The organism is Rhizobium laguerreae (assembly GCF_002008165.1).
Classification (GTDB): Bacteria; Pseudomonadota; Alphaproteobacteria; order Rhizobiales; family Rhizobiaceae; genus Rhizobium; species Rhizobium laguerreae.
The window spans coordinates 184,352-209,579 of sequence record NZ_MRDM01000002.1; the positions used below are offsets into that span (position 1 = coordinate 184,352).

General features: G+C 61.6%; 27 protein-coding genes. 20 read left to right on the forward strand and 7 right to left on the reverse strand.

Annotation, left to right across the window (positions count from 1 at the left end; all coding sequences use genetic code 11):
* Window positions 1–6: 6 nt before the first annotated feature.
* Complete coding sequence (locus BS630_RS01115) at window positions 7–903, forward strand: LysR substrate-binding domain-containing protein (RefSeq protein WP_077975909.1); 897 nt, start codon at window positions 7–9, stop codon at window positions 901–903.
* A 3-nt stretch (window positions 904–906) separates the two neighbouring features.
* Here the strand turns inward: BS630_RS01115 and BS630_RS01120 are convergent, their stop codons facing one another.
* Complete coding sequence (locus BS630_RS01120) at window positions 907–1,572, reverse strand: glutathione S-transferase family protein (RefSeq protein WP_077975911.1); 666 nt, start codon at window positions 1,570–1,572, stop codon at window positions 907–909.
* Between the two features lie 288 nt (window positions 1,573–1,860).
* Between BS630_RS01120 and BS630_RS37780 the strand changes: the two genes are divergently transcribed.
* Window positions 1,861–2,100 carry a hypothetical protein gene (locus BS630_RS37780; RefSeq protein WP_065279281.1) on the forward strand — a complete coding sequence of 80 codons (240 nt, stop codon included), beginning with the start codon at window positions 1,861–1,863 and terminating at the stop codon, window positions 2,098–2,100.
* A gap of 17 nt (window positions 2,101–2,117) precedes the next feature.
* Window positions 2,118–2,582: a YbhB/YbcL family Raf kinase inhibitor-like protein gene (locus BS630_RS01130; RefSeq protein WP_077975913.1), complete on the forward strand. Its 465-nt coding sequence runs from the start codon at window positions 2,118–2,120 to the stop codon at window positions 2,580–2,582.
* Between the two features lie 34 nt (window positions 2,583–2,616).
* Here the strand turns inward: BS630_RS01130 and BS630_RS01135 are convergent, their stop codons facing one another.
* The gene (locus tag BS630_RS01135) at window positions 2,617–3,984 is read right to left on the reverse strand and encodes a TIGR03808 family TAT-translocated repetitive protein (RefSeq protein WP_077975915.1); all 1,368 of its coding nucleotides are present in this window, start codon (window positions 3,982–3,984) and stop codon (window positions 2,617–2,619) included.
* 254 nt (window positions 3,985–4,238) lie between these two features.
* Between BS630_RS01135 and BS630_RS01140 the strand changes: the two genes are divergently transcribed.
* A complete protein-coding gene (locus BS630_RS01140; RefSeq protein ID WP_077975917.1) occupies window positions 4,239–6,536 on the forward strand; it encodes a sensor domain-containing protein in 2,298 nt (765 codons plus the stop codon).
* Window positions 6,537–6,571: 35 nt separating this feature from the next.
* Here the strand turns inward: BS630_RS01140 and BS630_RS01145 are convergent, their stop codons facing one another.
* Window positions 6,572–7,294, reverse strand: coding sequence for a helix-turn-helix transcriptional regulator (locus BS630_RS01145; RefSeq protein WP_077975919.1), 723 nt, complete (start codon window positions 7,292–7,294; stop codon window positions 6,572–6,574).
* A 479-nt stretch (window positions 7,295–7,773) separates the two neighbouring features.
* Here BS630_RS01145 and BS630_RS01150 point away from each other — a divergent pair, with 479 nt between their 5' ends.
* Window positions 7,774–9,564 (forward strand): methyl-accepting chemotaxis protein, encoded by a 1,791-nt coding sequence (locus tag BS630_RS01150; protein ID WP_077975921.1) that lies wholly within the window; start codon window positions 7,774–7,776, stop codon window positions 9,562–9,564.
* A gap of 246 nt (window positions 9,565–9,810) precedes the next feature.
* The gene (locus BS630_RS38500) at window positions 9,811–9,966 is read left to right on the forward strand and encodes a PAS domain-containing protein (RefSeq protein ID WP_331275732.1); all 156 of its coding nucleotides are present in this window, start codon (window positions 9,811–9,813) and stop codon (window positions 9,964–9,966) included.
* A 79-nt stretch (window positions 9,967–10,045) separates the two neighbouring features.
* Here BS630_RS38500 and BS630_RS01160 read toward each other — a convergent pair whose 3' ends face one another.
* Complete coding sequence (locus BS630_RS01160; protein WP_077975925.1) at window positions 10,046–11,017, reverse strand: glycerophosphodiester phosphodiesterase family protein; 972 nt, start codon at window positions 11,015–11,017, stop codon at window positions 10,046–10,048.
* A gap of 110 nt (window positions 11,018–11,127) precedes the next feature.
* Here BS630_RS01160 and BS630_RS01165 point away from each other — a divergent pair, with 110 nt between their 5' ends.
* The 10 genes from BS630_RS01165 to BS630_RS01215 all read left to right on the forward strand — a co-directional run bounded on the left by BS630_RS01165 (window position 11,128) and on the right by BS630_RS01215 (window position 19,568).
* Window positions 11,128–11,934 (forward strand): alpha/beta fold hydrolase, encoded by an 807-nt coding sequence (locus BS630_RS01165; RefSeq protein ID WP_077975927.1) that lies wholly within the window; start codon window positions 11,128–11,130, stop codon window positions 11,932–11,934.
* An 87-nt stretch (window positions 11,935–12,021) separates the two neighbouring features.
* Window positions 12,022–13,032: a ligase-associated DNA damage response exonuclease gene (locus BS630_RS01170; protein ID WP_017959550.1), complete on the forward strand. Its 1,011-nt coding sequence runs from the start codon at window positions 12,022–12,024 to the stop codon at window positions 13,030–13,032.
* A gap of 280 nt (window positions 13,033–13,312) precedes the next feature.
* Entirely contained in the window at window positions 13,313–14,938 is a 1,626-nt protein-coding gene (locus BS630_RS01180; RefSeq protein WP_077975929.1) for a cisplatin damage response ATP-dependent DNA ligase, read from the forward strand.
* Window positions 14,939–15,054: 116 nt separating this feature from the next.
* Window positions 15,055–15,975: an alpha/beta hydrolase family protein gene (locus tag BS630_RS01185; RefSeq protein ID WP_077975930.1), complete on the forward strand. Its 921-nt coding sequence runs from the start codon at window positions 15,055–15,057 to the stop codon at window positions 15,973–15,975.
* Between the two features lie 106 nt (window positions 15,976–16,081).
* On the forward strand, window positions 16,082–16,888 hold the full coding sequence (locus tag BS630_RS01190) for a L,D-transpeptidase (protein WP_077975931.1): 807 nt from the start codon (window positions 16,082–16,084) through the stop codon (window positions 16,886–16,888).
* 177 nt (window positions 16,889–17,065) lie between these two features.
* Window positions 17,066–17,800, forward strand: coding sequence for a L,D-transpeptidase family protein (locus BS630_RS01195; RefSeq protein WP_077975933.1), 735 nt, complete (start codon window positions 17,066–17,068; stop codon window positions 17,798–17,800).
* A gap of 348 nt (window positions 17,801–18,148) precedes the next feature.
* Complete coding sequence (locus BS630_RS01200; RefSeq protein ID WP_003546468.1) at window positions 18,149–18,358, forward strand: cold-shock protein; 210 nt, start codon at window positions 18,149–18,151, stop codon at window positions 18,356–18,358.
* Window positions 18,359–18,522: 164 nt separating this feature from the next.
* A complete protein-coding gene (locus BS630_RS01205; RefSeq protein ID WP_020049097.1) occupies window positions 18,523–18,807 on the forward strand; it encodes a hypothetical protein in 285 nt (94 codons plus the stop codon).
* A 77-nt stretch (window positions 18,808–18,884) separates the two neighbouring features.
* Window positions 18,885–19,124: a 30S ribosomal protein S21 gene (gene rpsU / locus BS630_RS01210; RefSeq protein WP_003546477.1), complete on the forward strand. Its 240-nt coding sequence runs from the start codon at window positions 18,885–18,887 to the stop codon at window positions 19,122–19,124.
* A 219-nt stretch (window positions 19,125–19,343) separates the two neighbouring features.
* Window positions 19,344–19,568 carry a hypothetical protein gene (locus BS630_RS01215; RefSeq protein ID WP_003546479.1) on the forward strand — a complete coding sequence of 75 codons (225 nt, stop codon included), beginning with the start codon at window positions 19,344–19,346 and terminating at the stop codon, window positions 19,566–19,568.
* A 55-nt stretch (window positions 19,569–19,623) separates the two neighbouring features.
* On the opposite strand, the gene BS630_RS01220 is transcribed toward BS630_RS01215, so the two are convergent.
* Window positions 19,624–20,112, reverse strand: coding sequence for a MarR family winged helix-turn-helix transcriptional regulator (locus BS630_RS01220; RefSeq protein WP_026265067.1), 489 nt, complete (start codon window positions 20,110–20,112; stop codon window positions 19,624–19,626).
* Between the two features lie 124 nt (window positions 20,113–20,236).
* Between BS630_RS01220 and BS630_RS01225 the strand changes: the two genes are divergently transcribed.
* Entirely contained in the window at window positions 20,237–20,659 is a 423-nt protein-coding gene (locus tag BS630_RS01225) for an organic hydroperoxide resistance protein (protein WP_077975934.1), read from the forward strand.
* Between the two features lie 92 nt (window positions 20,660–20,751).
* On the opposite strand, the gene BS630_RS01230 is transcribed toward BS630_RS01225, so the two are convergent.
* Window positions 20,752–21,198, reverse strand: coding sequence for a MarR family winged helix-turn-helix transcriptional regulator (locus BS630_RS01230; protein WP_020049099.1), 447 nt, complete (start codon window positions 21,196–21,198; stop codon window positions 20,752–20,754).
* Between the two features lie 88 nt (window positions 21,199–21,286).
* Between BS630_RS01230 and BS630_RS01235 the strand changes: the two genes are divergently transcribed.
* The 3 genes from BS630_RS01235 to BS630_RS01245 all read left to right on the forward strand — a co-directional run bounded on the left by BS630_RS01235 (window position 21,287) and on the right by BS630_RS01245 (window position 23,442).
* Complete coding sequence (locus BS630_RS01235; protein WP_077975936.1) at window positions 21,287–22,015, forward strand: DUF899 domain-containing protein; 729 nt, start codon at window positions 21,287–21,289, stop codon at window positions 22,013–22,015.
* A 109-nt stretch (window positions 22,016–22,124) separates the two neighbouring features.
* Window positions 22,125–22,592 (forward strand): DUF1579 domain-containing protein, encoded by a 468-nt coding sequence (locus BS630_RS01240; RefSeq protein WP_077975938.1) that lies wholly within the window; start codon window positions 22,125–22,127, stop codon window positions 22,590–22,592.
* 70 nt (window positions 22,593–22,662) lie between these two features.
* Entirely contained in the window at window positions 22,663–23,442 is a 780-nt protein-coding gene (locus BS630_RS01245) for a VOC family protein (RefSeq protein ID WP_077975940.1), read from the forward strand.
* Window positions 23,443–23,680: 238 nt separating this feature from the next.
* Here BS630_RS01245 and BS630_RS01250 read toward each other — a convergent pair whose 3' ends face one another.
* A complete protein-coding gene (locus tag BS630_RS01250; protein ID WP_077975941.1) occupies window positions 23,681–25,201 on the reverse strand; it encodes an ABC-F family ATP-binding cassette domain-containing protein in 1,521 nt (506 codons plus the stop codon).
* Window positions 25,202–25,228: the final 27 nt, after the last annotated feature.

Genomic DNA, 25,228 nt, shown 5'->3' on the forward strand with positions numbered 1-25,228 from the left:
AACTATATGAAGAACTTGAACATGGTCCGTCTCAACGGCCTGCGGGCGCTGGAAGCCGTCGGCCGTCTCGGCTCATTGCAGGCCGCTGCCGATGAACTCGGCGTCTCGGTCGGCGCCGTCAGCCAGCAGGTGATCAAGGCCGAAGCCCAACTCGGTCAGGTGATCTTCGAGCGCACCGCCAGAGGCATGGTCGCCACCGAAGCCGGCCGGCCGGTGCTTCTGGCGCTGGACGAGGGTTTTGCCCGTCTTTCGGCGGCGGTGTCGATCGCCAGCCGCAAGGACGATACGATTCTGACGATCTCGGTGGCGCCGGTTTTCGCCGCCCGCTGGCTCGTCTGCCGGCTCGATCGCTTCGCCGAGCGTCATCCCGACATCAAGCTGCGGCTGGATGCGACGACCAATCTCGTCAATCCGGCGCTTTGCGACGTCGATATCGGCATCCGCGTCGGCAACGGCAAGTGGCCTGACGTGAACGCCGAACTGTTATTGGCACAGGAGGTCTTTCCCGTCTGCTCCCCCGAGATGGCGGCGAATTTGAAGGAACCCGCCGATATCCTCGCACTGCCTGCCATCATCGATGGCCGCGCCATGTTTACCTGGGAGGTCTGGATGCGCGAGGCCGGACTATCCGGCGCCACCCTTTCGACCCGCCACGTCTTCAACGATGCCTCGCTCTGCCTCGATGCGGCGATCGCCGGTCAGGGCGTCATGCTGGCCTGGCAGACCCTTGCCGGCTTCGCGCTCGTCGAGGGCCGGCTCGTCGCCCCCTTCGGCATTCGCGCCCGCACCGGCTTCGGTCACTATTTCGTCACCGCCGAAGGCACGCGCGAGCCGAAGAAGGTCAAGGATTTCAAGGCCTGGATCCGTGAGGAAATGGCCGGCACGCTGGCGCTTTTCACGTAGTTTTCAGACCTCGACCGGCTCCTTGGCACGCGTCGCCTGCATCGCCTTGTAGGCCGGGCGGGACTGGCAGCGCTCGATCCAGGCTTTGATATTCGGATGCGCGTCGAACAGGGCCTCTTCGCTCTGGGCGTAGCGCAGCACCTCGGCGATGTTGAGATCGGCGACGGTGAAGCGGTCGCCGACGATCCATTGCCGGCCGTGAAGGTGGCTTTCGAGAGCCGCCAGCGGCCTGCGCAGCAGGCGACAGGCGACGGCGATCGTCTGCTTGCCGTCTTCGCTGTTTTCAAGCCCGTCATCATAAGTGAGCACGATCTTCACCGTCTGCGGTTCGACCTGCGACGCCGCCCAGACCGTCCACATCGTCAGCAATCCGTCTTCTTCGACGGTTTGCCCGCCAAGCGGTCCGCCATATTTGCGCGCGAGGTAGAGGTTGATGGCGAGCGACTCGTGCATGACGAACTCGCCGTCCCTGATGCTGGGAATCTGCGCCATCGGATTGACGGCAGCGAAGTCAGGCGAGTGCGTGTTAAGCGCCGCCTCCGGCGCCAGCGGATCTGGGAGCCGCCGTGCCTGCAGCACTGGCACCGACCGGAATTCGAGCCCAAGCTCCTCGGCCATCCAGTAGACACGCGATGCGCGCGAGCGATAGACCCCGTAGACTGTCAGCATGATGGATATCCCCCTCGATATTTGTCCAGGAGAGCGTAAATGCCGGATCGGGTTGCGAAAAGTCCCTGCCGCTAATGGGATGATGAAAGCTTTTGATGCGAGTGCTCGGACCGACTAGGGCTCAGTTCGGATGCATTTCCCCGCCCGCAACGATCGAAGCACAATTGCTGCCGTTTCGAAGGAACAATGGCAACGCCAGCGGGTTCGACTCGGAGATTGGAACCCCCAAGGTGTCCACAGCGATCAACCGCACCCCAAAACATACACCTGCAACGAAAGGAGAATGTCATGACGGGGAAGAAGACGCATGAACAGCAGCTTCGCATCATCGAAAAACGCGAGAAAACCGCCAATGCCGACGAGGCCTTCGACGCGGCGGCGGATCTGCACCGGAATGAACAGGCGAAAGAAGCTTATCGAAAAGGAAGCGATCTGAAGACCGGCACCGATTCCGGAAACGAGGATCGGAGCATTGTGCGCGGCCGCAATCAGGAAAGCGGGCATAAAAAGGGAAGCGGTCGCCCCTGAGAGGGAAGGAGAAGGTCATGGCTTTGACATTGATCAGCAAAGCTTTCGCAGAAGACCAGCCGATTCCTGCGAAATATGCGCGAACGGGCGAGAACCTCTTCCCGCCGCTGGCCTGGAGCGAAGCTCCTGACAAAACCAGGAGCTTCGCTCTGGTGGTCGAGGATCCGGACGCCCCTCATGGCACGTTCCGCCATTGCGGGATCGCCAACATCCCGGCTGAGTGGACTGCTCTTGGCGAAAGTGCCGATACGGCGCCGGAGCACGCGCCGCGATTCTATCGGAATGATTTCGGCCAAGCCCGTTATGACGGCCCGCAACCGCCGCCCGGCGATCCCCCGCATCGCTATATCTTCCGCCTCGCCGCTCTCGACGTGCCGACACTTTCGATTCCCGATGCCGCCGGGATAGGCGTGATGTGGGCAGAGGCAAAGAAACACACATTGGAGGAAGCGACCGTCACCGGCACCTATCAGACGCGATAACCGATGGAAATATCGAGGATGATCGACGTGCTCTTCAGGAGACGCGGTTCCGCTCGACGGTGAGCTGCGCATAGGGCGCGCCGCCGCCCGCCATCTCGCCGGAGACCTTCTTCTCCCATTGGAATCCTAAAACCGCCCCTTCGGCGGTCTCCTGGAAGATGTTGTCGGTGATGACGGCGGTTCCTGCGCCATCGGCGACCGAGACCGCGCATCCCACAGGCGCCTTGCGCACCACATTGCCTGTCACAACGACGTTGCGCAGATAAGGACCCCAGCCGATCTGCAGCCCCCAGCGCGGCGCGCCCTCGATCACATTGCCTGAAATCAGCGTATCGGCCTCCGCCGCGATGCCGATGCCGAAACCGACCTCGTGTTGATAGGGGCCTTTTAGCGTCAGGTTGCGCACGACGTTGCCGGTGACGCTCGCCAGCCGGCCGCCCTCGTCGAAATTGGCGATCGAGATGCCGTTTGCTGCCCCGTCGATCATATTGGCGGAAACGACGGCGCCCTCGAATGCGAATTCGACGTAGATCGCCGTCTCGCCGGAACGCCGGCACTGATTGCTGCTGATCTGGATGTTCGAGGCCGAATTGGCGCGGATCGCTGTAAAGGCGCAATTGGAGATCTGGTTGTTCACCACCATCACGCCGTCGGCGCGGAAGATGTTGATGCCGTTGCCGTTTTGCCCGGTGCCGCCGTCATTGGCGCGGATGTTGGAGATGCGGTTGCCGGAGACGACAGTGCCGTCCTCCGCCTTCTTCCAGCGGTGCACCAGGATACCGCCATTGCCGCAATCCGAGACCGTGTTGCCGATGAGCGAGAGGGTGGTGGAATCCACCGCGTAAAGCCCGGATTGGGCAGCTCCCGAGATGCGGCTGCGCTCGATCCGCCCGCCGCAGCGCTCCAGTTGCAGCCCGTGCTTGCGGCTGCCGCCGATCTCGCAATTGTCGATCAGCACCTCGTCGACGCCGGTAAATTGTAACAGTCCGCCGGCATAGTCGCCGAGCCAGCGGTTGCCGCCGTCGATGACGAGATTGGAAAGCTCGATCCGCCGCACGTTCTCGGCCGCAAATAGGTGGCCTTCGCCGGTATAGACGATCCGCGAGGCGCCGGGCACACCAGTGATGCGCGTATTGTCCGGCAAAGTGAGATTGGAAACCCGGTAGGTGCCGGGTGGCAGGAAGACCGGCACGTTCTCGCGCGCCGCCTGTTCGATCATCTGCTGCAGGTTGCGGGTCTTGCGGTTGCCGCTTTCGGGAATGGCGCGATATTCCACCGCGTCGATCGCCCCGCGCAGATCGGACTGATCGGCTGCCGTCAGCGGCGAGGCAAGGGCGCGCGATTCCCCTCCCGCAACGGCCGAGGCAGCGAGGAATAGAAGCATGTCGCGGCGTGAGGGCATCCGGGGATCACTTGTCATAACGCGCCCGTAGCAGGAAACGTGCCAAGCGCGCAGTATTCTTTTGGCACAAGCTTGGCAACGGCGGGCGAAATTGCCGTTATGGCCGAGGCCGACGGCAGGATATCGCCGCTTATATTGTCGTCTTGTTCACCCTTTCATTTAAGCAAGCCGAAGGAAATGAGGACTACTTTTAAGGGAATTTCTTTGATGACGGGTGCGGGATACGGCCTACGGCCGGCGGGGAGAATGGCGGCATGTACGAACCGAGTGCCAGGCGATGGGAATCAGCCGATGCCCTGACGGCCGAAACGCGGCGTATCGTCGCCGCGACGGAGGCAATGATGGCATCGACCGCCCACCACCTTTCCGAGGGCATCGAGAATCTGCGCCTCAAGGAAATCGTCCACGAACTTCCGGATTTTCTCTACGTCAAGGATCGTGACAGCCGCTTCGTCTTCGCCAACGCCGTCACCGCCAGCAGCCTCGGCCTGCAGCGCGCCGATCTGATCACCGGCAAGCGCGACTTCGACCTGTTCGATTTTGAGACGGCGCGCCGCCATTTCGACATCGAGCAGCAGATCATGGCGACGGGCGAAGCCCGCATCGACATGGAGGAATCCTACGTCCTTCCCGGCAGCAGAAGGCCGATATGCCGGCTGACCTCGAAGATACCGCTGCGCAATGATCGCGGCGAGATCGTCGGTCTGATCGGCGTTTCCCGTGATATCACCGAACGCAAGCGCCAGGAGGATCTGCATCGCGGCCAGGCGGGCCTGCTCGAAATGATCGCCCGCAACGAGCCGTTGCCGATGATCCTCGAGGCGCTCGTGCTGATGATCGAGGCGCAGCTGGATGGGATTGACGGATCGGTGCTGCTGCTCGACGGCGAGGGCACCAGGCTCTATCACGGCGCATCTCCCAATCTGCCCGGCGGCTACAGCCGCCTGATCGATGGCGTTACGATCGGCCCCAAGGTCGGCTCCTGCGGCACCGCGGTGTGGCGCGGCCAGACGGTGATCGTCGAGGACGTGACGATCGATCCGCTCTGGGAGGATTTCCGCGCGATGATCGCGCCGTTCGGCTTCCGCTCCTGCTGGTCGACGCCGATCGCGACGTCTGAGAATAACGTGCTCGGCACGTTTGCACTCTATTCCCGGGCAGTCCGCCGCCCCACCGAGCACGAGATGACGCTGGTGGCGCTCGCCACCCATATCGCCGGCATCGCCATCGAGCGCAAGCGCGTCGATGACCGCATCCATTTCATGGCCCATCACGACGATCTCACCGGCCTGCCGAACCGCGCCTTCCTGAAGGAACGGCTGGCGAGCATCCTCGATCAGGCCCGGCGCAACAACCGCAAGGTGACCGTCGCCTATATCGATCTCGACAATTTCAAGGACATCAATGACGGCCGCGGTCACGCCGCCGGCGACGAGGTCCTGAAAGAGACGGCCGCCCGCATGGCCAACAGCGTCAGGGCCTCCGATATGGTGGTGCGTCTCGGCGGCGACGAATTCCTCGTCGTGCTCGTCCACCAGTCGAGCCACGATGCCGGCATCACGCGCCGCCTTCGCGAGCTGCAGAAGGCAATCAACCGGCCGATCCGCGGCGCGAACGGCGAGATCACCGTCACCTCGAGCATCGGCGTTGCCGCCTTCCCCTTCGATGGCGCGACCTCGGAAGAGCTTCTCGCCAATGCCGACCGCGCCATGTACCGCGCCAAAGAACTCGGCCGCAACACATTGCAATATCACGACTGCGGCGGCACGCCCGTCGGAATGCCGCTCGGCGAGCAGGAGGAGTTGCACCAGGCGATCACTGGCGGCCAGCTGTTCCTGCAATACCAGCCACAGGTCGATGTCGCCACCGGCCGTATCACCGGCCTCGAAGCGCTGGTGCGCTGGAACCATCCGGCAAAGGGCAGGATGCCGCCGGTCAATTTCATTCCACTCGCCGAAGAGACCGGCCTCATCGTTCCCCTCGGCCTCTGGGTGCTGAATGAGGCTTGCCGCCAGGCGCGGCTTTGGCAGGACATGGGTCTGGCGCCGCTGACGATCGCCGTCAACGTCTCGGCCAAGCAGTTCGCCGATCCGGATTTCGCAACCCATGTCGCCGAGGCGCTGGAGCGCCACCGTCTGCAGTCCCGCTGGCTGGAGCTTGAAGTCACCGAAAGCGTGGTGATGCAGAATGCCGAACGGGCGCTTGCCATGATGGAAACGCTGCGGGGGCTTGGCGTGCGCCTGTCGATCGACGATTTCGGCTCCGGCTATTCCAGCCTTGCGGCGCTGAAGACCTTCCCCTTTGACCGCCTGAAAATGGACCGCTCGCTGGTCGAGGCGCTGCCCGGCGACAAGACCGCCGTCGCCATCGCCTCGGCGGTCATTTCGCTGGCGCAGACGCTGAAGCTCTCGGTTCTCGCCGAAGGCGTCGAAACCGACGCCCAGATGGATTTCCTGCGCCAGGCGCACTGCGAGGAGGCGCAAGGCTTCCGCTTCTCCAAACCGGTCTCGCCGGAGGAGATCCCGGCATTGCTGCGGGCACGCAGTCTCTGAGCCTTATTTCATCAGCCTGCCGATCGCCTCGATCTCTAAACACGAATGATATTGAGCCGCAGAGCGTTCACGACGGCCTGCGTTCTTGTCGTACATCCGAGCTTCCTGATCGCGCTGCCTATGTGATTGTTGACCGCATTTTCTGTGAGATCGAGAAGCTTGGCAATTTCATTGCCCTTCCTGCCGCCGGCGGTCAGCCTCAGGCAGTCCAGTTCGCTCGGCGTAAACTCGATGGGCTTGTGTTTCTCGTTCAATGTCAGCTGCGAGAGCCGGTCATAGATCAGTGTGGCGATGAACAGCAGCTTCGCCATTTCGACCATGCTGAAATTCCGAGATCCCGAAATCGACATGGCGCCGCGTCCACCCGCGGCATCGTGAACAGGAAAATAGGCCCCTTTTTCCATGCCGTATCGGTTGAACAGCTCGATGACCGTGGACTTCTTGCCTCCTCCACGATTGGTATTGATCGCTTCGACATCGTAGTTGAACGGGCTGGTCGATCTCAGCATCCGGCGCATGACCGGACTGTCGACCATCAGGTTATGCGCATCATAATAATCGACCATCTCCGCCGGCCAGTTGGTGATGATCTTTGTTGCGCCTATTTCAACGAAGTCGACAGTGGGTAGCGTCATGATCAGGAAGGCAGTCATTCCCAGATCCTGAGTGAGGCCCTTCATATATTTGAAAACTTCGTAATGCGTGTTGAAGCCTGCGGCGACTTCCTCAATTCGATTGAACTCGGCCTCGAGTATCATGACTTTCTCCGATCGCCGGTCGTATCCGGCGCTTGGCGGCTGATGTGTCCACCTTATCCGCTCGTATCGGAGGTTGATTCTACACGCTCGAAGGACGGTGAAATATGCTTTTGCAGGGGAAAGACAGAAGGCCTCCGGCTGCCGGGAACACAAATATAAAGGGCAGTCTGTGCTTAACAAAGAGTAAACGTGGCTACGAATTTCCGGAGCGGGCCGAGATAAAAAAGCGCTCTGTTCGCGCGCGAAATTCATGCCGGAAGATCCTCTGCCGAAGCGACCCTTCTGGCATCTCCCATACAAATAGCTGATTCTACTTTGTTATTTTCTCGCGCGGCCGCGGTATGCAGGGGCCAGTTCTGCGATGGCCCGGTTAATGGATGCTTAAAGAATTTATCGGATTTTATTTTCAGGTTGCTCGTCCAGCGCAAGCCCGCGATGGGTCGCGGCAGTCACGCTCAGAGTTGAGTTAGGGGGAAAGCATGACGAAGATAGGATTCAGCTTCCGTTCGGATGCTAAGGCTGTACTGGCCGCGATGAGCAGGTCGCAGGCCATCATCGAATTTGACCTTACCGGCAAGATTCTAACGGCCAATGCCAATTTCTGCGCTGCGCTCGGTTACCAACTGTCCGAGATTGTCGGCCAGCACCACCGGATGTTCGTCGAGCCGGCAGAAGCCTCGTCGACCGATTATCGTGAGTTCTGGGGAAAGCTCAGCCGGGGCGAGTTCGATCGGCGCCAATACAAGCGCATCGGCAAGGGCGGCAAGGAAATCTGGATCGAAGCCTCCTATAATCCCGTCTTCAGTGGCGGAAAACCGTATAAGGTTGTGAAGTTCGCCACCGATATCACGAAGCAGAAGCTGCAAAGCGCCGAGGATGCCGGCAAAATAAGCGCGCTTTCGCGGGCCCAGGCGGTAATCGAATTCACACCGAAAGGCGAGATTCTGACGGCGAACGAGAATTTCCTGTCGGCGCTCGGCTACCAGCTTGCCGAGATCCAGGGGCGCCACCATTCGATGTTTTGCGAGAGCGCTTACGCAAACAGCGACGATTATCGGCGGTTCTGGGAGCGTCTGTCAGGTGGCGAATTCGTGGCTGACGAGTTTATGCGCATCGGCAAGGGCGGGAAAAAGATCTATATCCAGGCCTCCTACAATCCGATCTTCGACATGAACGGCAAGGTCTTCAAGGTCGTTAAATTCGCGACTGACGTCACTACGCGCGTCAGCAATGTCGATCAGCTCGCGGCATCCCTAACGTCCCTGTCCGCAGGGGATTTGACCCAGGAAGTCGCGACACCGTTCATTCCGACACTGGAAAAACTCCGGATCGACTTCAACGCGGCGGTGAGCAAGCTGCGCACTGCGATGCAGGTCGTGGCCCAGAACGCAACGGGCATTGCCGCCGGGGCCCAGCAGGTTCGTTCCGCCTCGGACGATTTGTCGAAGCGCACGGAACAGCAGGCAGCCTCCGTCGAGGAAACAGCAGCCGCCCTTGAACAGATCACCACAACGGTCTCCGATTCCAGCAACCGCGCCCAGGAGGCCGGCCAACTGGTGCGCAGCACCCGCGAGAATGCCGAGCGCTCCGGCGCGGTGGTCCGCAACGCCGTCGAGGCCATGGGAAAGATCGAGACATCGTCCGCGGAGATCGGCAATATTATCGGCGTGATCGACGAAATCGCGTTTCAGACCAATCTGTTGGCGCTGAACGCGGGCGTCGAGGCGGCACGCGCGGGCGATGCCGGCAAGGGTTTTGCGGTGGTCGCGCAAGAAGTTCGCGAGCTTGCCCAGAGATCGGCCAAAGCGGCAAAGGAGATCAAGGAGCTCATCAGCGCCTCCAACGAGCATGTGAAGAGCGGGGTGACCCTGGTCGGCGAAACCGGCAAGGCCCTGGAAGAGATCGTCGCCCAAGTTCAGCAAGTCAACGGCAATGTTCTGGCGATCGTCGAAAGTTCCAAGGAGCAGGCGACGGGATTGAAGGAAATCAACACGGCCGTAAACACCATGGACCAAGGTACGCAGCAGAATGCCGCCATGGTGGAGGAATCGACGGCCGCGGCCCATGGCCTTGCCAAAGAAGCTGATGCGCTTTTCCAGCTGCTGGGTCAGTTCAACATCGGCGGCACGGCGCAACGTCAATATCGCCCGACCGCGGTAACTGCGGCCTCCAAGCCTGCGACGTCGCCGGCCCGGGCAAGGACGGCCAAGGTGGCTGCCGCCTTTTACGGGAATGCCGCGGTTGCAGGAGGCGAGTGGGAAGAGTTCTGATCGCGCATGAGTCGGCTGGCGGTCTCGGACCCGAGATCGGCAGTGCGCCGGCATGCCGATTTTCATCAAGAATTTACAGCAAGTTATCGTGCGTATGAGGGGGAAGATATTGTGCCCTGGCAGTGTTGATAGGCAATGTGGCTGCGGTCTCGCTCGTTATCTCGGTGTGGATGCACCTGCACTACAAGCTCTATCGCCTTTCCAAGGTCCAGGCGAAACTTGGCTTCGGCTCGCGAACAGGAGATCATGGCGACCGGCGAATCCATCGTCGACTTCGAGGAACCGCTCGTCCAAGGGAATGGCCGGGAACGCTCGTTCCTGACGTCGAAGGTCCCGTTGCGGAACCGCCACGGCGGACCAGGCGCTTTACACGGCGAAGAAGCATGGCCGCGACCGTGTTGAGGCGGCCGCAGATCAAGCACGAGCGGCGTAATCTCGAAGACAGCTCGGACACGTCCTCAACGATGTCCGAGGACGAACCTCATTTCACAAGCTTACCGATTGCCTCGATCTCATTCGTCCATATGCCCGCTGCATAGTTTGGCGGCAGCCGCGCCAGTTGCGCGGGGTCGTCGATGCCGGTGGAAAAATCGCTGCCGCGATAGGGGCCGAGCACGAAAACCTCGGTCCCGGCATCTGCCATCCGGTTGAGAAAACGATCCGGCCAGCCCCAGAGCCACGGCGCGATATTGATCGGCACCAGCATCATCGCGTGTTTGCATTCGTCCGGCAGCAGGCCGGTCCAGCCATAGCCGATATAGCCGGTGAGGCAGCCCTTCAGGCTCTTGCGCGAGGCAGTCTTGATATCGGGTGCCATCAGGCGGAGCACGTAGATTGGCTCGTCGCCACCATAGACGATGATCTCCGCCCGCCGCTCAGTGGAAAGCCCGTTGAGCACGGCGGCGAGCTTTTCGCCCTCGGAGGGATCGCGGCTCTTGACGTTGATCAGGAAGCGCCGATCCGGAAAGGTGGACAGCACCTCGGCAAGCGTCGGCATCATGCCGATGCCCCGGCCGCGAAAGGGAAAGGTCTTGCCGCCATCGGCGGTATAGCCATAGCCGATGTCGAGCCTCTTCATGTCAGCCATCGAATGCTCGCGGGTGACGCCATGCCCGTCGGTTCGGCAGTCGAGCGTCCAATCGTGAAAAACCGCAAACTGCCCGTCCGTCGTCGGATGCACGTCGATCTCGACTATATCGGCGCCGGCCGCAAAACCTGCCTGCATCGACGGAAGTGTGTTTTCCAGATAGTCGTGTTTCGGCGGCAGCATGCGGCTCGCCGTGCAGGTGTCGTTCTTGAGATCGGTTTCGTCGAACCGCTGGGCGATGCCGCGATGGGCGAGCAGCACCGGCTTTCCCGGCCGATGTTCGGCGAGCAGGCTGGTATTGTTGAGGTAGATGCCGGCGACTGCAACCGCGATCGCCGCGGCGCAATAGAAAAGCTTCCTGCCCAAGTTAATCCCCCTCTGGTTGCATCGACGAGCAAGTGCTAGAAAGCGATTCCGGTTGTTCTTGGGCTGTTTTCTGGCTTTTCTATGCTGCGACAACAATGAGTCTGATTGCTATGGAATTTGACGACGACGAGCTTATCCATTTCGAAGCGCACGGCGCTGCCCCGTTGCCGCCGGCGGCAGTCGACGGTCATGTCGCGCACGACGGCGCCCGTATCTGGTATGCGAGCTATGGCTCTGGCCCACCCGTCATTCTGCTGCATGGCGGCCTCGGCCATAGCGGCAACTGGGGCTATCAGGTCCCGGCGCTCGCGCGCCGCGGCCGCCGCGTCGTGCTGATCGACAGCCGCGGCCATGGACGAAGCACCCACGATTCCCGTCCTTATAGCTATGAGCTGATGGCTTCAGATGTGCTCGCCGTCATGGACGAACTGCATCTCGACAAGGCGGCCATCATCGGCTGGAGCGACGGAGCCTGCATCGCTCTGATCCTCGCCATGGCGGCGCCGTCGCGGGTCGAGGGCGTCTTTTTCTTCGGCTGCAACATGGATCCGAGCGGCACGCGGGAATTCGTCGCGACTCCGGTCATCGACCGATGCTTCAGCCGGCACGCCAAGGACTATGCCGCATTGTCCGCCACGCCGGATGATTTTAATCCATTCGTCGAGGCGGTCAGCCTGATGATGCGGACGGAGCCGAATTATCAGGCCGCCGACTTGGGCCTGATCCGCGTGCCGGTTGCGATTGTCCTTGCCGAGCACGACGAATTCATCAAGCCGGACCATGCCGAATATCTTGCCCGCAGCATTCCGAACGCTGAGATGATTTATCTCACAAGCGTCAGCCATTTCGCGCCGCTGCAGCGGCCGTCGCAATTTAATGCCGCCGTGGAATCCTTCCTCGATGGAATAGGGCCGTGACGATCGCCGGGGTTGACCGCGGCGCATTCGCCAGTCCCTTCTTCCCGCCCTCTGGCCTCGCGCCCATTTGCCGCTATCTCTCGTTTCATGAGACCTGATGCGCTGCTTTATCCCGCCCCCGAGGGGCTCTATTGCCCGGAAGGCGGCTTTTATGTCGATCCGGTGCGGCCCGTCGAGCAGGCGCTCGTCACCCACGGCCATTCGGACCATGCCCGCCCCGGCCATGTGAACGTGCTTGCCACCCGCCAGACGCTCGACATCATGCGCTTGCGTTACGGCGACGGTTTCTGCGCCAGCGAGCAGGCGGCAGCTTTCGGCGAGGAACTGCTGGTCAACGGCGTCAAGGTAAGTTTTCACCCGGCCGGCCATGTGCTCGGCTCCGCCCAGATCGCCATCGAGAAGAACGGTACCCGCATCGTCGTCTCCGGCGACTACAAGCGCCGCCCCGACCCGACCTGCGCCGCCTACGTGCCGGTTGCGTGCGATGTCTTCATCACCGAGGCGACCTTCGGCCTGCCGGTCTTCCATCATCCCGATCCGATGGACGAGATTGGCAAGCTTTTGGCATCGCTGCGGCAATTTCCCGAGCGAACCCATCTCGTCGGCGCCTATGCGCTCGGCAAGGCCCAGCGCGTCATCCGGCTGCTGCGCGATGCCGGTTATGCCGAACCGATCTATATCCACGGCGCCATGGAAACTCTCTGCGACTATTACATCGGGCAGGGCATCGATCTCGGGGAACTACTGCCGGCGACAATCGAAAGCCGCGACAAATCCGCCTTCAGGGGTGCGGTCGTCATCGGCCCGTCATCGGCCTTCGCTGACCGCTGGGCCCGGCGCTTTAACGAGCCGCTGCCGGCCTTCGCCTCCGGCTGGATGATGGTGCGCCAGCGCGCTAAGCAGCTCGGCGTCGAACTGCCGCTCGTCATCTCCGATCATTGCGACTGGCCGGAACTGACGGAAACAATCCGGGAGCTTCACCCGGCCGAGGTCTGGGTAACGCATGGCCGCGAGGAGGCCCTGGTGCGCTGGTGCCAATTGCAGGGCATCAAGGCGAAGCCGCTGCATCTGGTGGGTTACGAGGACGAGGGGGATTGAAAGTGGAGTTTGTCGCTGAGAACCGCTCCCCAATCGCTGCCCACAAGGGGGAGGGGCGTTCGTGCCGCGCCCGTCGCATTTCTCGCTCCCTCATTCCTGTGCTTGTCACAGGAATGCAGCCACCGCGCGTCGGCGCGGTGAAAGACTCATGCAACGAAAAAGAGCGTCCCGCGTCCAAGGACTTGGACGCACTGGATTCCTGTGACATCCCTCGGGTCAAGCCCGAGGACAGGAATGAGGGAGCACCCGTGGGGCCTCTCCACGCCAGTGGGAGGCACCCATGAAAGCCTTCGCCGATCTCCTCGACCGCCTGGTGCTGACCCCCGGCCGTAACGGCAAGCTGAAGCTTCTCACCGACTATTTCCGCGACACGCCGGACCCTGACCGCGGTTACGGCCTTGCCGCCATCGCCGGCACGCTGGAGGTGCGCAACGTCAAGCCCGCCATGCTGCGCGAGCTGGTGCTGGAGCGTATGGACGAGGTGCTGTTTCGCTATTCCTACGACTATGTCGGCGATCTTGCCGAAACCATCTCGCTCGTCTGGGATAATGAGAGGGATATCGACCGCTCGGCCCTTGCCCAGCCGCGCCTCGGCGAGATCGTCACCGGCATGAATGCCCTCGGCCAAACCGAAGTCCGCAGCTACGTCCGCGACCTTCTCGACCGGCTGGATTCGTCCGGCCGTTTCGCCTTCATCAAGCTTGCCACCGGCGCCATGCGCATCGGCGTTTCCGCCCGCCTTGCCAAGCAGGCGCTCGCCGATCTCGGCGACAAGGACGTCACCGAGATCGAAACTCTCTGGCATGGCCTGCAGCCGCCCTATGAGACGCTGTTCGAATGGCTGGCGGGTGGCGGCGAAAAACCGGTCCTGGCCACACCGGCGATATTTCATTCCGTCATGCTCGCCAATGCGGTGGAGGAGGGGGATCTGACCGGTCTCGATCCGGCGAATTATGCAGCCGAATGGAAATGGGACGGCATCCGCGTCCAGCTCTCCCGCTCCGGCGACAGGCGCAAGATCTATTCCCGCTCCGGCGACGACATATCAGGCGCCTTTCCCGATATTCTCGACGCGATCAATTTTTCCGGCGTCGTCGACGGCGAGCTGCTGGTCGGCGGCACCGCCCGCTCCAATAGCCCGACCCGCACCTTCTCGGACCTGCAGCAGCGCCTGAACCGCAAGACGGTGACGGCAAAGATGCTTGGCGATTACCCCGCTTTCATCCGCACCTATGACCTGCTCTTCGATGGCGACGACGACGTCCGCGGCCGCACCTATATCGATCGCCGCGACCGGCTGACCGAGATCATCGACCGCGCCCCCCATGACCGTTTCGACCTCTCGCCGCTCGTGCCGTTCTCGTCGTGGGAAGAGCTCGATACTCTGCGCGCCGCCCCGCCCGATCCGGTCATCGAAGGCCTGATGATCAAGCGCCGCGACAGCATCTACCAGGCCGGCCGCATGAAGGGTCCCTGGTTCAAGTGGAAGCGCGACCCCTATAATGTCGATGCGGTGCTGATGTATGCCCAGCGCGGCCACGGCAAGCGCTCCAGCTACTATTCCGATTTCACCTTCGGCGTCTGGGCCGATGACGAGGACGGCGAACAGCTGGTGCCCGTCGGCAAGGCCTATTTCGGCTTCACCGATGCCGAGCTCGAGGTGCTCGACAAATTCGTGCGCAATAATACCACCGAGCGTTTCGGCCCGGTGCGGGCCGTGCGCGCCGACAAGGATTTCGGCTTCGTCGTCGAAGTGGCCTTCGAGGGCATCAACCGTTCGACCCGGCACAAATCGGGGGTCGCCATGCGCTTCCCCCGCATCGCCCGCCTTCGCCCCGACAAACCCTCCTACGAGGCCGACCGGCTGCGCACGCTGATCGCCATGATCGAGGCCAAGCCGGCGTGAAGTTGCAAGCCCTGCGCAACAATGACGCAGGGCAATATTTTCAACAGCATGTGTATTGGCGGCAACGATCTTCCGGTGCAGATTCTGCGTGCCGGGGAAATGATGGATGCTGCGTTATGAGCTCGCGTGAACGAAATTCCCTTTTCCTCCAGCGCCGTGCCATCCTGGCGGGTCTTGCCGGCGCACTTATCCTGCCGCGCATGGCGGCCGCGTTCGATGTCCCGGACGAGCCGCGCCTTGCCAAGCGCGACTATACCAAGGTCCGCCACCATTTCCGCACCAAGCTGTTGCAGAAGGGCCCGGCGCCCGACAAATACGAACCGCTGAATGCGCCTGCCGATGCCGACAAGATCTTCTACCGCTCCGGTTACGGCGAGCTGGAGCTGGCGGCCTTTGTCTCGAAATACAAGCGCGAGCGCGCCGCCAGGCCGGCCGTGCTCTTCCTGCACGGCGGCAATGCCATGGGCATCGGCCATTGGCAGCTGATGAAGCCTTATACGGATGCTGGTTACGTGGTGATGATGCCGTCGTTGCGCGGCGAAAACGGCCAGATGGGCAATTTCTCCGGCTTCTACGACGAGGTCGACGACGTGCTCGCCGCCACCGAGCGCCTGGCGCATCTGCCGGGCGTCGATTCCGAGCGCCTCTTCATCGCCGGTCACAGCATCGGCGGCACGCTGACAATGCTGACGGCGATGAGCACCCACAAATTCCGCGCCGCTGCACCGATTTCAGGCAACCCCGATGCCTTCCGCTTCTTCAACCGCTATCCCCAGGACATCCGTTTCGACGATAGCAACGCGCATGAATTCGAGGTGCGTTCGGCGCTATGTTACGCCCACAGCTTCAAATGCCCGGTCCGTGTCGTCCACGGCACCGAGGAGCCGCATTTCAACGACCGCGCCGATCTGCTGGCCCGCCGCGCCCGCGGCGCCGGCGTTCCCATCGAGACGGAAACCGTCGCCGGCAACCACACCTCGGCGCTGCCGGCCGAGATCGAACAGAGCATCCGCTTCTTCCGCGGGGTGGCGGCCTGACTTTCGCCGCCGCCTTTCCCACATCAACGCCAGCTTCGCGCCAGCCGCAGATGCCATCGTTCCGGCAGATATCGCTGTCTCGCCGATCGTTGATAAGGGTGGTTCCATGAATTTTCTGCGCCGGGTCTTCCCACTTGCCGGGCTCGTGATTGCGGTTGCGTCGCTGAGCGGCTGCAACATCCTCATTCCCGATGTCGCCGCCGATTCGCCCGCCCGCTTCGTCCAGGAAACCTCGCCGGTCTTCTATCAGCCGCCCGGCGTCGATCCGCGCCGGGTTCGGCCGATCCCCGATCAGCCGGTGCCGCAGACGCGCGAGCTCTACAAGACCCAGTTCCACCAGACCTATGGCCTGCCGGTCACCAATCCCGTGCACATGGCGATGTATGGCCAGCAGCGTGACGAGGATTTCACCCTGCCGGCGATCCCGGTCAGCCGCGTGCAGCCGCAGTTCCTGCGCCAGGAGGTCGATTATCAGACGACCGAGCGCCCCGGCACGGTGGTCATCGATACCAAGGCGCATTTCCTCTATTTCGTCGAGGGCAGCGGCAAGGCGATGCGCTACGGCGTCGGTCTCGGCCGCGACGGTTACTCTTGGTCCGGCCGCGGCGTCATCCAGTGGAAGCAGAAATGGCCGCGCTGGACGCCGTCGGTCGAAATGGTCTCGCGCCAGCCAGAAGTTCGCCCGTTTGGCGCGGAGAATGGCGGCATGAATCCGGGGCTGATGAACCCGCTCGGCGCCCGCGCCATGTATATCTTCAAGGACGGGCAGGATACGCTCTACCGTGTCCACGGCACACCCGACTGGCAGTCGATCGGCAAGGCCACCTCGTCGGGCTGCGTGCGCATGCTGAACCAGGACGTCGTCGATCTCTACGACCGCCTTCCTGCCAAGGCCGAGATCGTTGTGATGTAGTGCTGCAACAGCGCTTCCCATATCGTCTGCTTCTGGCGGGACACGTCTGCGTGAAGCTATGGTTTATTTGGCGCAAGCCGATAGATATTCCTAATATCGTTATCGGCATCGGACGAATCACCGGTTTAACCGGCGTCTTGTCCGGCTTCCCGTATCAAAGGAAATCAGTCTCGCGTCATGAGCTTCGATAGACATCTTTCCCGCCGCAGCTTTCTTTCCTATTCGGCGTTGACCGCAGCCTCTGCGCTCACCGGCTGCGCCTCCTCAGCCAACACCGTGACATCAGGCGATACGACGATCATTTACCGTTCGCCCATGCGCCTGTTCCAATCGATGGGAACATCGAGCGTGCCGAGCGGGGCGGAACTTGCCGTCATGTATGGCCCCATCGAAGACGGCGGCTTTCTCATTCCAGCCGTTCCCTACGAGCAGATCGATCCGCGCTATTATCGCCAGCGCGTCGTCGATCCCACTGGTCAGCCCCCCGGCACCATTGTCGTCGATACGCCGTCGCGCTTCCTCTATCTCGTCCAGGGCGACGGCATGGCGATGCGTTACGGCGTCGGCATCGGCCGCGAGGGTTTCGCCTGGCAGGGGTCGGGCGTCATCCAGTGGCGTCAGAGATGGCCGCGCTGGAAGCCGCCGAACGAGATGGTCGCCCGTCAGCCCGAACTCGTCAAATATTCGATCGAGAACGGCGGCATGGAGCCGGGTCTGAAGAACCCGCTTGGCGCCCGCGCGCTCTATATCTTCTCGAACGGAGAGGACACGCTCTACCGCCTGCACGGCAATCCCGACTGGCGCTCGATCGGCAAGGCCGTCTCGTCGGGCTGCGTGCGGCTGATGAACCAGGATATCATCGATCTCTACGACCGCGTGCCGACAAAGGCGCCCATCGTCGTCTGGCAATGATCGTCACCGAGGCGGCCGCAATCCGGCCGCCTCGGATCGATCGCTTTTCCCGGGCAAGCCGGTGCTTTCCCCCAGGCAAGTGGTTGCTTTGTCCCAGGCAAGGTGGCGCTTTGCCCCGGAAAAACAGGTGCTTTCTCCTGAGGCAAGAGCTTCATTTTGCCCCCTCGAGAGAATTATTTTCCGAAATACCATTGCTTAATTTGGTAAATATCCTACATGGTGCGTATCGAATTGCTTGCGACCTTTGTCCACGCGCTTGAGCGCTCCGTCAGATATCCTCTCAACATCGATACGGCTTGTCGGACATCTTTCCGCAGGCGAACATAAACGGTTGAAAAGGAGATCGTTATGAATTCAGGCGTCGTCAAGTGGTTCAATGGCACCAAAGGTTTTGGCTTCATTCAGCCCGATGATGGTTCTACGGACGTTTTTGTCCATATCTCAGCGGTTGAACGCGCCGGAATGCGCGAACTCGTTGAAGGTCAGAAGATCCGCTACGATCTCGTCCGCGACAAGAAGTCCGGCAAGAATTCGGCCGACAACCTTCAGGCCGCATGATTTGTCATTCGCCTACGCTGACCACGGATGTACTGGCAGCGGGCTGACCAAACTGGCAGCGGGCTGAGTGACTGGAAGAGGTCGGGTTCGAGCCCGGCCTTTTTGCTTTGCGCAGGCCTTGTGATTGACCGATTGAGCAGCCGAAGAGTTGAAGGGACGCTGAAATGGGCAGACAAAACTATAAAGTCGGCGACATGATCGTGCTGAAATCCGGCCTCACTCGAACGGCGAAAGCCAACAAGCGGTGCCGGATCTCCAGCATCCTGCCCAACGACCACGGGCATGTGCAATATCGTGTCCAGTTCGACGCGGAGAATTTCGAGCGCCGCATCACCGAGGCCGACATCGACACCGGTGAATCTCCGTCGAGGGCTTCCCCCGAGGTGGCGGCCAAGTCCGACGGCGCCGAGCCCTGGCTGAAGTTTTCGAGCATCAAAATCGGGAAGTAGTTCCGGGTTTTTTATTTGGCCCGGGTTTTTTATTTTGGACAGTGCGGCCTCGCCGCCGCGACAGGAAGGATATCGTTTTGCAGGTACTCGTCAGAGATAACAATGTCGATCAGGCGCTCCGCGTGCTCAAGAAAAAGATGCAGCGGGAAGGCCTGTTCCGGGAAATGAAGGCGCGCAGCGCATTTGAGAAGCCGTCCGAGAAGCGCGCCCGCGAAAAGGCCGAGGCCATTCGCCGCCAGCGCAAGCTCGCCCGCAAGAAGCTGCAGCGCGAAGGTCTGCTGCCGGCACCGAAGAAGGTTCTCCGCCCCACCCGCTAATCCCGGGCGTGGCCCAACCATGGCATCACGGCCCAACCGTGGCAATCACGGTTCAGCCGTGAATCATGGTTTCTGCCGTGGAGCCATCGCTTACAGCGCCGCGCGTCATTTCCAGACGCGCAATGAGGCTGTGACACTTGAATTTCAGCATAATTCCTTGAACCGATTCCGATTTGAGGAACGATGCAGTAACGCCGCCATCACCTGGGAAAGGGGCCTATGACCGCCACCAAGGGAGAATTCTTCAATCCCGCCAAGCTTTCGTCTCGCGACAAGGCGGAAGCGACCGATCACACGGCGCGCGCCATTATCGCCGCCGAGGCATCGGCCCGTGACAAGAAGACGGAGAAGCTGAAGGCGCTGCGTTTGCAGCAGGAGGCCGAGGCCGAACCTAAGGCTGCGCCTGCAAAGAAGCGCCGGTCGCCGGCCAAGCCGCGGCCCTGATTTCTCGGCGCGCACGCCGGCTCCACCGAGTGCCGGCTCTACGGGGTGAATGCGTTCAGCCGCCGCCCGTGCCGGCCCGCCCGAGATTGCCCCGCAGCCGATGCAGCATGTCGCGCATCTCGGCCATTTCCTGAAGCGTGCAGCCTGCGGCTTGCCCGATCGCCGTCATGATCGTATCGATCTCTCCTTTCATTGCCTCACCTCTAGGGGTCAGCGACACGATCACCTGCCGTTCGTCGCGCAGGTCGCGGATGCGCTTGATCAGCCCGCTCTGTTCCAGCCGTTTCAACAGCGGCGACAGCGTGCCGGAATCGAGATCCAGCTGCTCACCAATCGTCTTGACCGGCAGTTCGCCGCGTTCCCACAGCACCAGCATCACCAGATATTGCGGATAGGTCAGGCCGACCCTGTCGAGGATGGGCTTGTAGGCGCGGGTGAAAGCATGCGCCGTCGCGTAGACCGCGAAGCACAACTGCTTTTCCAGTCGCTTCTCCTCTTGCGGTATCTCCATCGTCTTCGTCGTTTGCGCTCTCATATCTATTATCCCTGAAGCCTGATTGTCCTCTTTCCGAAATCGAAATGCAATTTGCAAAATTCACTTGCGTGCAATTTAATCGTGCGATAATAAAAATCCAACCCGATCGAAGGGCCAACCAAAGGAGATTGTCATGCCTATTCTCTATACGACCAAAGCCTCTGCCACCGGCGGCCGCGCGGGCCGCGCCGTTTCCGAAAACGGCGTTCTGGACGTGACGCTGACCGTTCCCAAGGAACTCGGTGGTGACGGCGCGACCGGCACCAATCCCGAACAGCTCTTCGCTGCCGGCTACTCCGCCTGCTTCCTCGGTGCATTGAAATTTGTCGCGGGCCAGCAGAAGGTCAAGATTCCCGAGGACACGACGGTCTCCGCCAAGGTCGGCATAGGCCCGCGTGAAGATGGCGGCGGCTTCGGCATCGAAGTGGCGCTGACGGTCAACATCCCAGGCCTCGACCGCGAAGCCGCCGAAAAGCTCGCAGCCGCAGCCCACATCGTCTGCCCCTACAGCCACGCGATGCGCACCTCGACCGAGGTCCCAGTCACCGTCGCCTGATCGATTTTAAAAACTTGGTAGCCGTATCGGCTGCCGCCATCTGCCCGCCGGACGGCGCGCTGTCCGGCGGGCCCCGGCGTTTCTATCGTTATTCATGACAGCGCCTGCAGATCCTGCCGCAGCCGGGCGGAGCCGCCTTTCGGCAGCTTTCCGTCGATCATCGCATGTGTGCTTTTCCAGATCGGCAGCGCTTTTGCCAGCACCGCCTTGCCCTCAGGGGTGAGGCTCAGCAGCCGGCCGCGCCTATCCCGCGGATTCTCCGTCACCGTCACCCAGCCCTTGCGCTGCAGCGGCTTCAGCGCCGCCGTCAGCGTCGTCTGATCCATGGCGAGCAGCGCAGCGACCGGCCCCATCGGCGGTGGCTCGGGCCGGTTCAGCGACATCATCAGCGAAAACTGCCCATTGGTCAGCCCGGCCGGCCTCAGCGCATCGTCGAACAGCCGGGCAAGCGCGCGTGCTGCCCGCTGCACATGCAGGCAAAGGCAGGTGTCGCGCACCATCAGCGTCGTGGAAAAAGGAATCTCGATCAAATTTGACATGCTCCATTTCTATTGATATCAATCTATTTAGTCAAGGAGAAGGAGATGAGCCGGCTTCACCGGCAAGCGCCGGAGGAGGGCGCATTCCATGCAGAATGAAGTTGTATCCCGCGAAGAGTGGCTCGAAGCCCGCCGTGCCCTGCTGGCAAAGGAGAAAGAGGCGACGCGGCTGCGCGACAGCGTCAACGCCGCCCGTCTGGCGCTGCCCTGGGTGAAGGTCGACAGGGATTATGTCTTCGAAACGCCGGAGGGCAGGAAGTCGCTCGCCGATCTCTTCGACGGCCGCAGCCAGTTGCTGATCTACCATTTCATGCTTGGCCCGGATTGGGATGCCGGCTGCACCGGCTGCTCCTTCCTGTCGGATCATGTCGATGGCGCCCTGCCGCATCTGAACCATCACGACGTCACCTGGGTCGCCGTTTCGCGCGCACCGCTCGATAAGATCGCCGCCTATAAACAGCGCATGGGCTGGAAATTTCCCTGGGTTTCTTCCTTCGGCAACGATTTCAATTTCGATTATCACGTTTCTTTCAGCCCGGAGGATCTTGCCAAAGACAAAGTCTTCTACAATTTCACGCCTATGCCGCCGGCTGATGCCAATGACGAACTGCCGGGCCTCAGCGCTTTCTACTGCAACGACAAGGGCGAGGTCTTCCATACCTATTCGAGTTATGCCCGCGGGCCGGAAGAACTGATCGGCACCCTGATGATGCTCGACCGCGCGCCGAAGGGCCGCAACGAGGACAGCACGATGAATTTCGTGCGCCGCCACGACGAATATGAGGAAGCCGCCAAGGCGCCATCCTGCTGTCACTGAGCCGGAGCATGATGCCGAAAAGTGTAAGCGGCTTTGCCGGGAAAAGCCGCGAAGTGACTTTCACAGGATGCGTAAAAACTAACACCACCATCATTCAAGGGAGAAGAGGATGATGAAGACCGCTGAAGTGCTGAAGGAACATTCCTTCCTGGAAAGACTGGTCGGCGACTGGACCGTCACCACACCCGACATGAGTGGCGGCGAGCCCTGGATCGAGACCGTGCGCTCACTGCACGGCATCTGGTTCGTCGCCGAAGGGACCGGCCGGATGCCGGATGGCAAACAAGCCACCAGCATCCTGACGCTCGGCTACAATACTTCGAAAGCTAAGTACATCGGCAGCTGGATCGGCAGCATGATGGACTATATGTGGGTCTATGAGGGCGAGGTCGACGCGTCGGGCAATGTGCTCGACCTCTATACGACAGGTCCCGACTTCAACACCGAAGGCCTTACCGATTATCGCGAGCAGATCATCTTCGTGGACGCCGATCATCGCACTTTCGTCTCCAGCACCAAACAGCCGGATGGCTCGTGGAAGCAGTTCATGGAAGCGCATTACGCCCGCAAGATCTGACAATCACGGCGCGCCCCAAACCCCAAAAACGGGGCCCAGGAAAAAGCGGCGTCGAAAAAGGGAGAGTACGATGTCCAAGACGCATGGAAAGTTCATCTGGTGCGAGTTGATGACCCCCGACACATCGGCCGCGGCGAAATTCTACAGCTCTGTCGTCGGCTGGACCACCTCGGAAATGAAGGTGGAGGGCATGCCCACCTACACGATCTTCGAGGCGAACGGCATCGGCGTCGCCGGGCTGATGGAATTTCCGGCCGAGCTCGAAGGTAAGGGCATTCCACCGAACTGGACGGGTTATGTCGATGTCGACGACGTCGACCAGTCGGCCAAGGATTTTGCCGCCAATGGCGGTTCGGTCCGCCGTCCGCCGGAAGACATTCCGACCATCGGCCGCTTCGCCGTCGTCGCCGATCCGCATGGCGCGGTGCTCTGCATCATGACGCCGGCGCCGATGGAGAAACCCATGCCGGAACTGGCCTTCGATGCCCCCGGCAATATCGGCTGGCGCGAACTCTATGCCGGCAATGGCAAAGAGGCGCTGGCCTTCTATTCTAAGCTGTTCGGCTGGACGAAGGACAGCGAGATGGATATGGGACCGATGGGCGTCTACTACATCTTCGCCCATAACGGCAGGCAGACCGGCGGCATGATGACCAAGCCGGAAAACATGCCGATGACCTTCTGGTGCTATTATTTCATCGTGCCCACCCTCGACGCCGCGATCGAACGTGTCACCTCAGGCGGCGGCACGGTCGTCAACGGCCCGATGGAAGTCCCCGGCGGCAGCTGGATCATCCAGGCCACCGACCCGCAAGGCGCCTTCTTCTGCCTGGTCGCACCGAAGCGGTAGGGTTTGGGAGCGACGTTGGCGGTGGGTGGTTGGCCCCTCATCCGCCTGCCGGCACCTTCTCCCCGCTTGCGGGGCGAAGGGGATATGCCGCAACCTCTCCGTTCCCCACCCACCTCTCACAGGGCACGTCCCTCTCCCCGCGAGCGGGGTTCCGCAGGACGGGTCGAGACGAGTGGCTCTACCCGGGTAAGTTAGGGTGAGGGGGGGCAGCGGCCCCACGCCACATCCTCGCCATCCATCACCCCGCAACCGAAGCAAAAAACCCTTCCGGACTTTCCACCTCCACCAGCCGCTTCCTCTCGATCAGCCAGAACCGGTTTCCCACCGCCCGCACGAAACTGCGGTCGTGCGAGACCAGCAGGCAGCTCGCCTCATGCGCCATCAACTCGCTCTCCAGCGCCTCCTGCCCGTCGATGTCGAGATGGTTGGTCGGTTCGTCGAGCAGATAGAAGTTCGGCTCCGTCAGCCGCAGCACCAGCATGCCGAGCCTGGCCTTCTGGCCGCCGGAGAGCTGGCCGATCGGTTTTGCCTGCATATCGATCGTCATGCCGGCGCCGGCCAGCAAGCCCCGTGCCCGCTGATCGCCGACATCGAAGCGGCGGATAATCGTGCCGATCGGCGTGTCGGTATCGGCAAGATCGGCAAGCGCCTGGTCGCCATAGCCGAGAACGAGCGAAGGCGTCGCCTTGACGCTGTCCCGCGCCGTCTCCGGTCTTTCGATCGCCTCTTTCAGCATCGACACCAGCCGCGACTTGCCGGCGCCGTTGAGGCCGAGCAGCACGATGCGGTCGCCCTGGCAGATGAATTGCCGGCCGGTCTTGAACAGCAGCGTTCCATCCGGCGTCGTCACCGCCGCATCCTCCAGCGTCACCAGCACCTTGGCATGTGTGCCGCGGTTGGAAAGCCGGATGGCGCCGGCCGAGCGCTCCAGATGCGCCGGTTTTGCCGCATCCTCCAGCTTCTCCGCCCGCTGCTTGAGCTGCTTCGTCTTGACGACGAGCAGATCGCTGCCGGAATTGATACCGATATTGTTGAGCTTCGCCGCCTGCTTGCGCAGTTGCTCCGCCACCTTCATGTCGCGCTCGTAGCGCCGCGCCTCCGAGACGTCGGCCTCGTCGAGGGCAGCGCGCGCCCGGCTATAGGGCAGGGCGAAGACCGGCGATTGCTCCGGCCGCAGGAACAGCGTCCGGTTGGTCGTCGTATCGAGGAAGGCGCGGTCGTGGCTGGACAGGATAACCGGCACGTCGCGCGGCAGCGCATTCAGCCAGCTCTCCAGCTGCGAGATCTTTTCGAGGTCGAGATGGTTGGTCGGCTCGTCGAGCAGAAGCACGTCGGGCTCGCCAACCCAGGTGCGGGCAAGCATGGCAAGCCGCTGCCATCCGCCGCTCAACTGCTTCAATGGCCGGCCGCGCATGACCTCCAGCACTTCGAGCGATTCCAGCACCACGTCGACACGCCAGCTTTCGCTTTCGGCCTGATCGGCCGGCAACGCCTGCAGCACCGCATCGTAGAATGGCGTGTCGAAAAGGGCAGGTGGCACATTCTGCGCGACATGGCCGACGGTCAGCCCGCGCGCTTTGGTGATCTCGCCCTCGCTCGGCTCCAGCGCGCCGGTGATGCAGGCAAGCAGCGTCGATTTCCCCCGCCCGTTGGCGGCGACGAGGCCGATGCGGTCGCCGGCATTGACGACGAGATTGAGCTTGGAAAACAAAGGATTGCCCAGCGTCACGCCGAGATTGCGGATATTGATGAGTGTCATGATCGTTCTCTGGTCTTGACCGGGTAT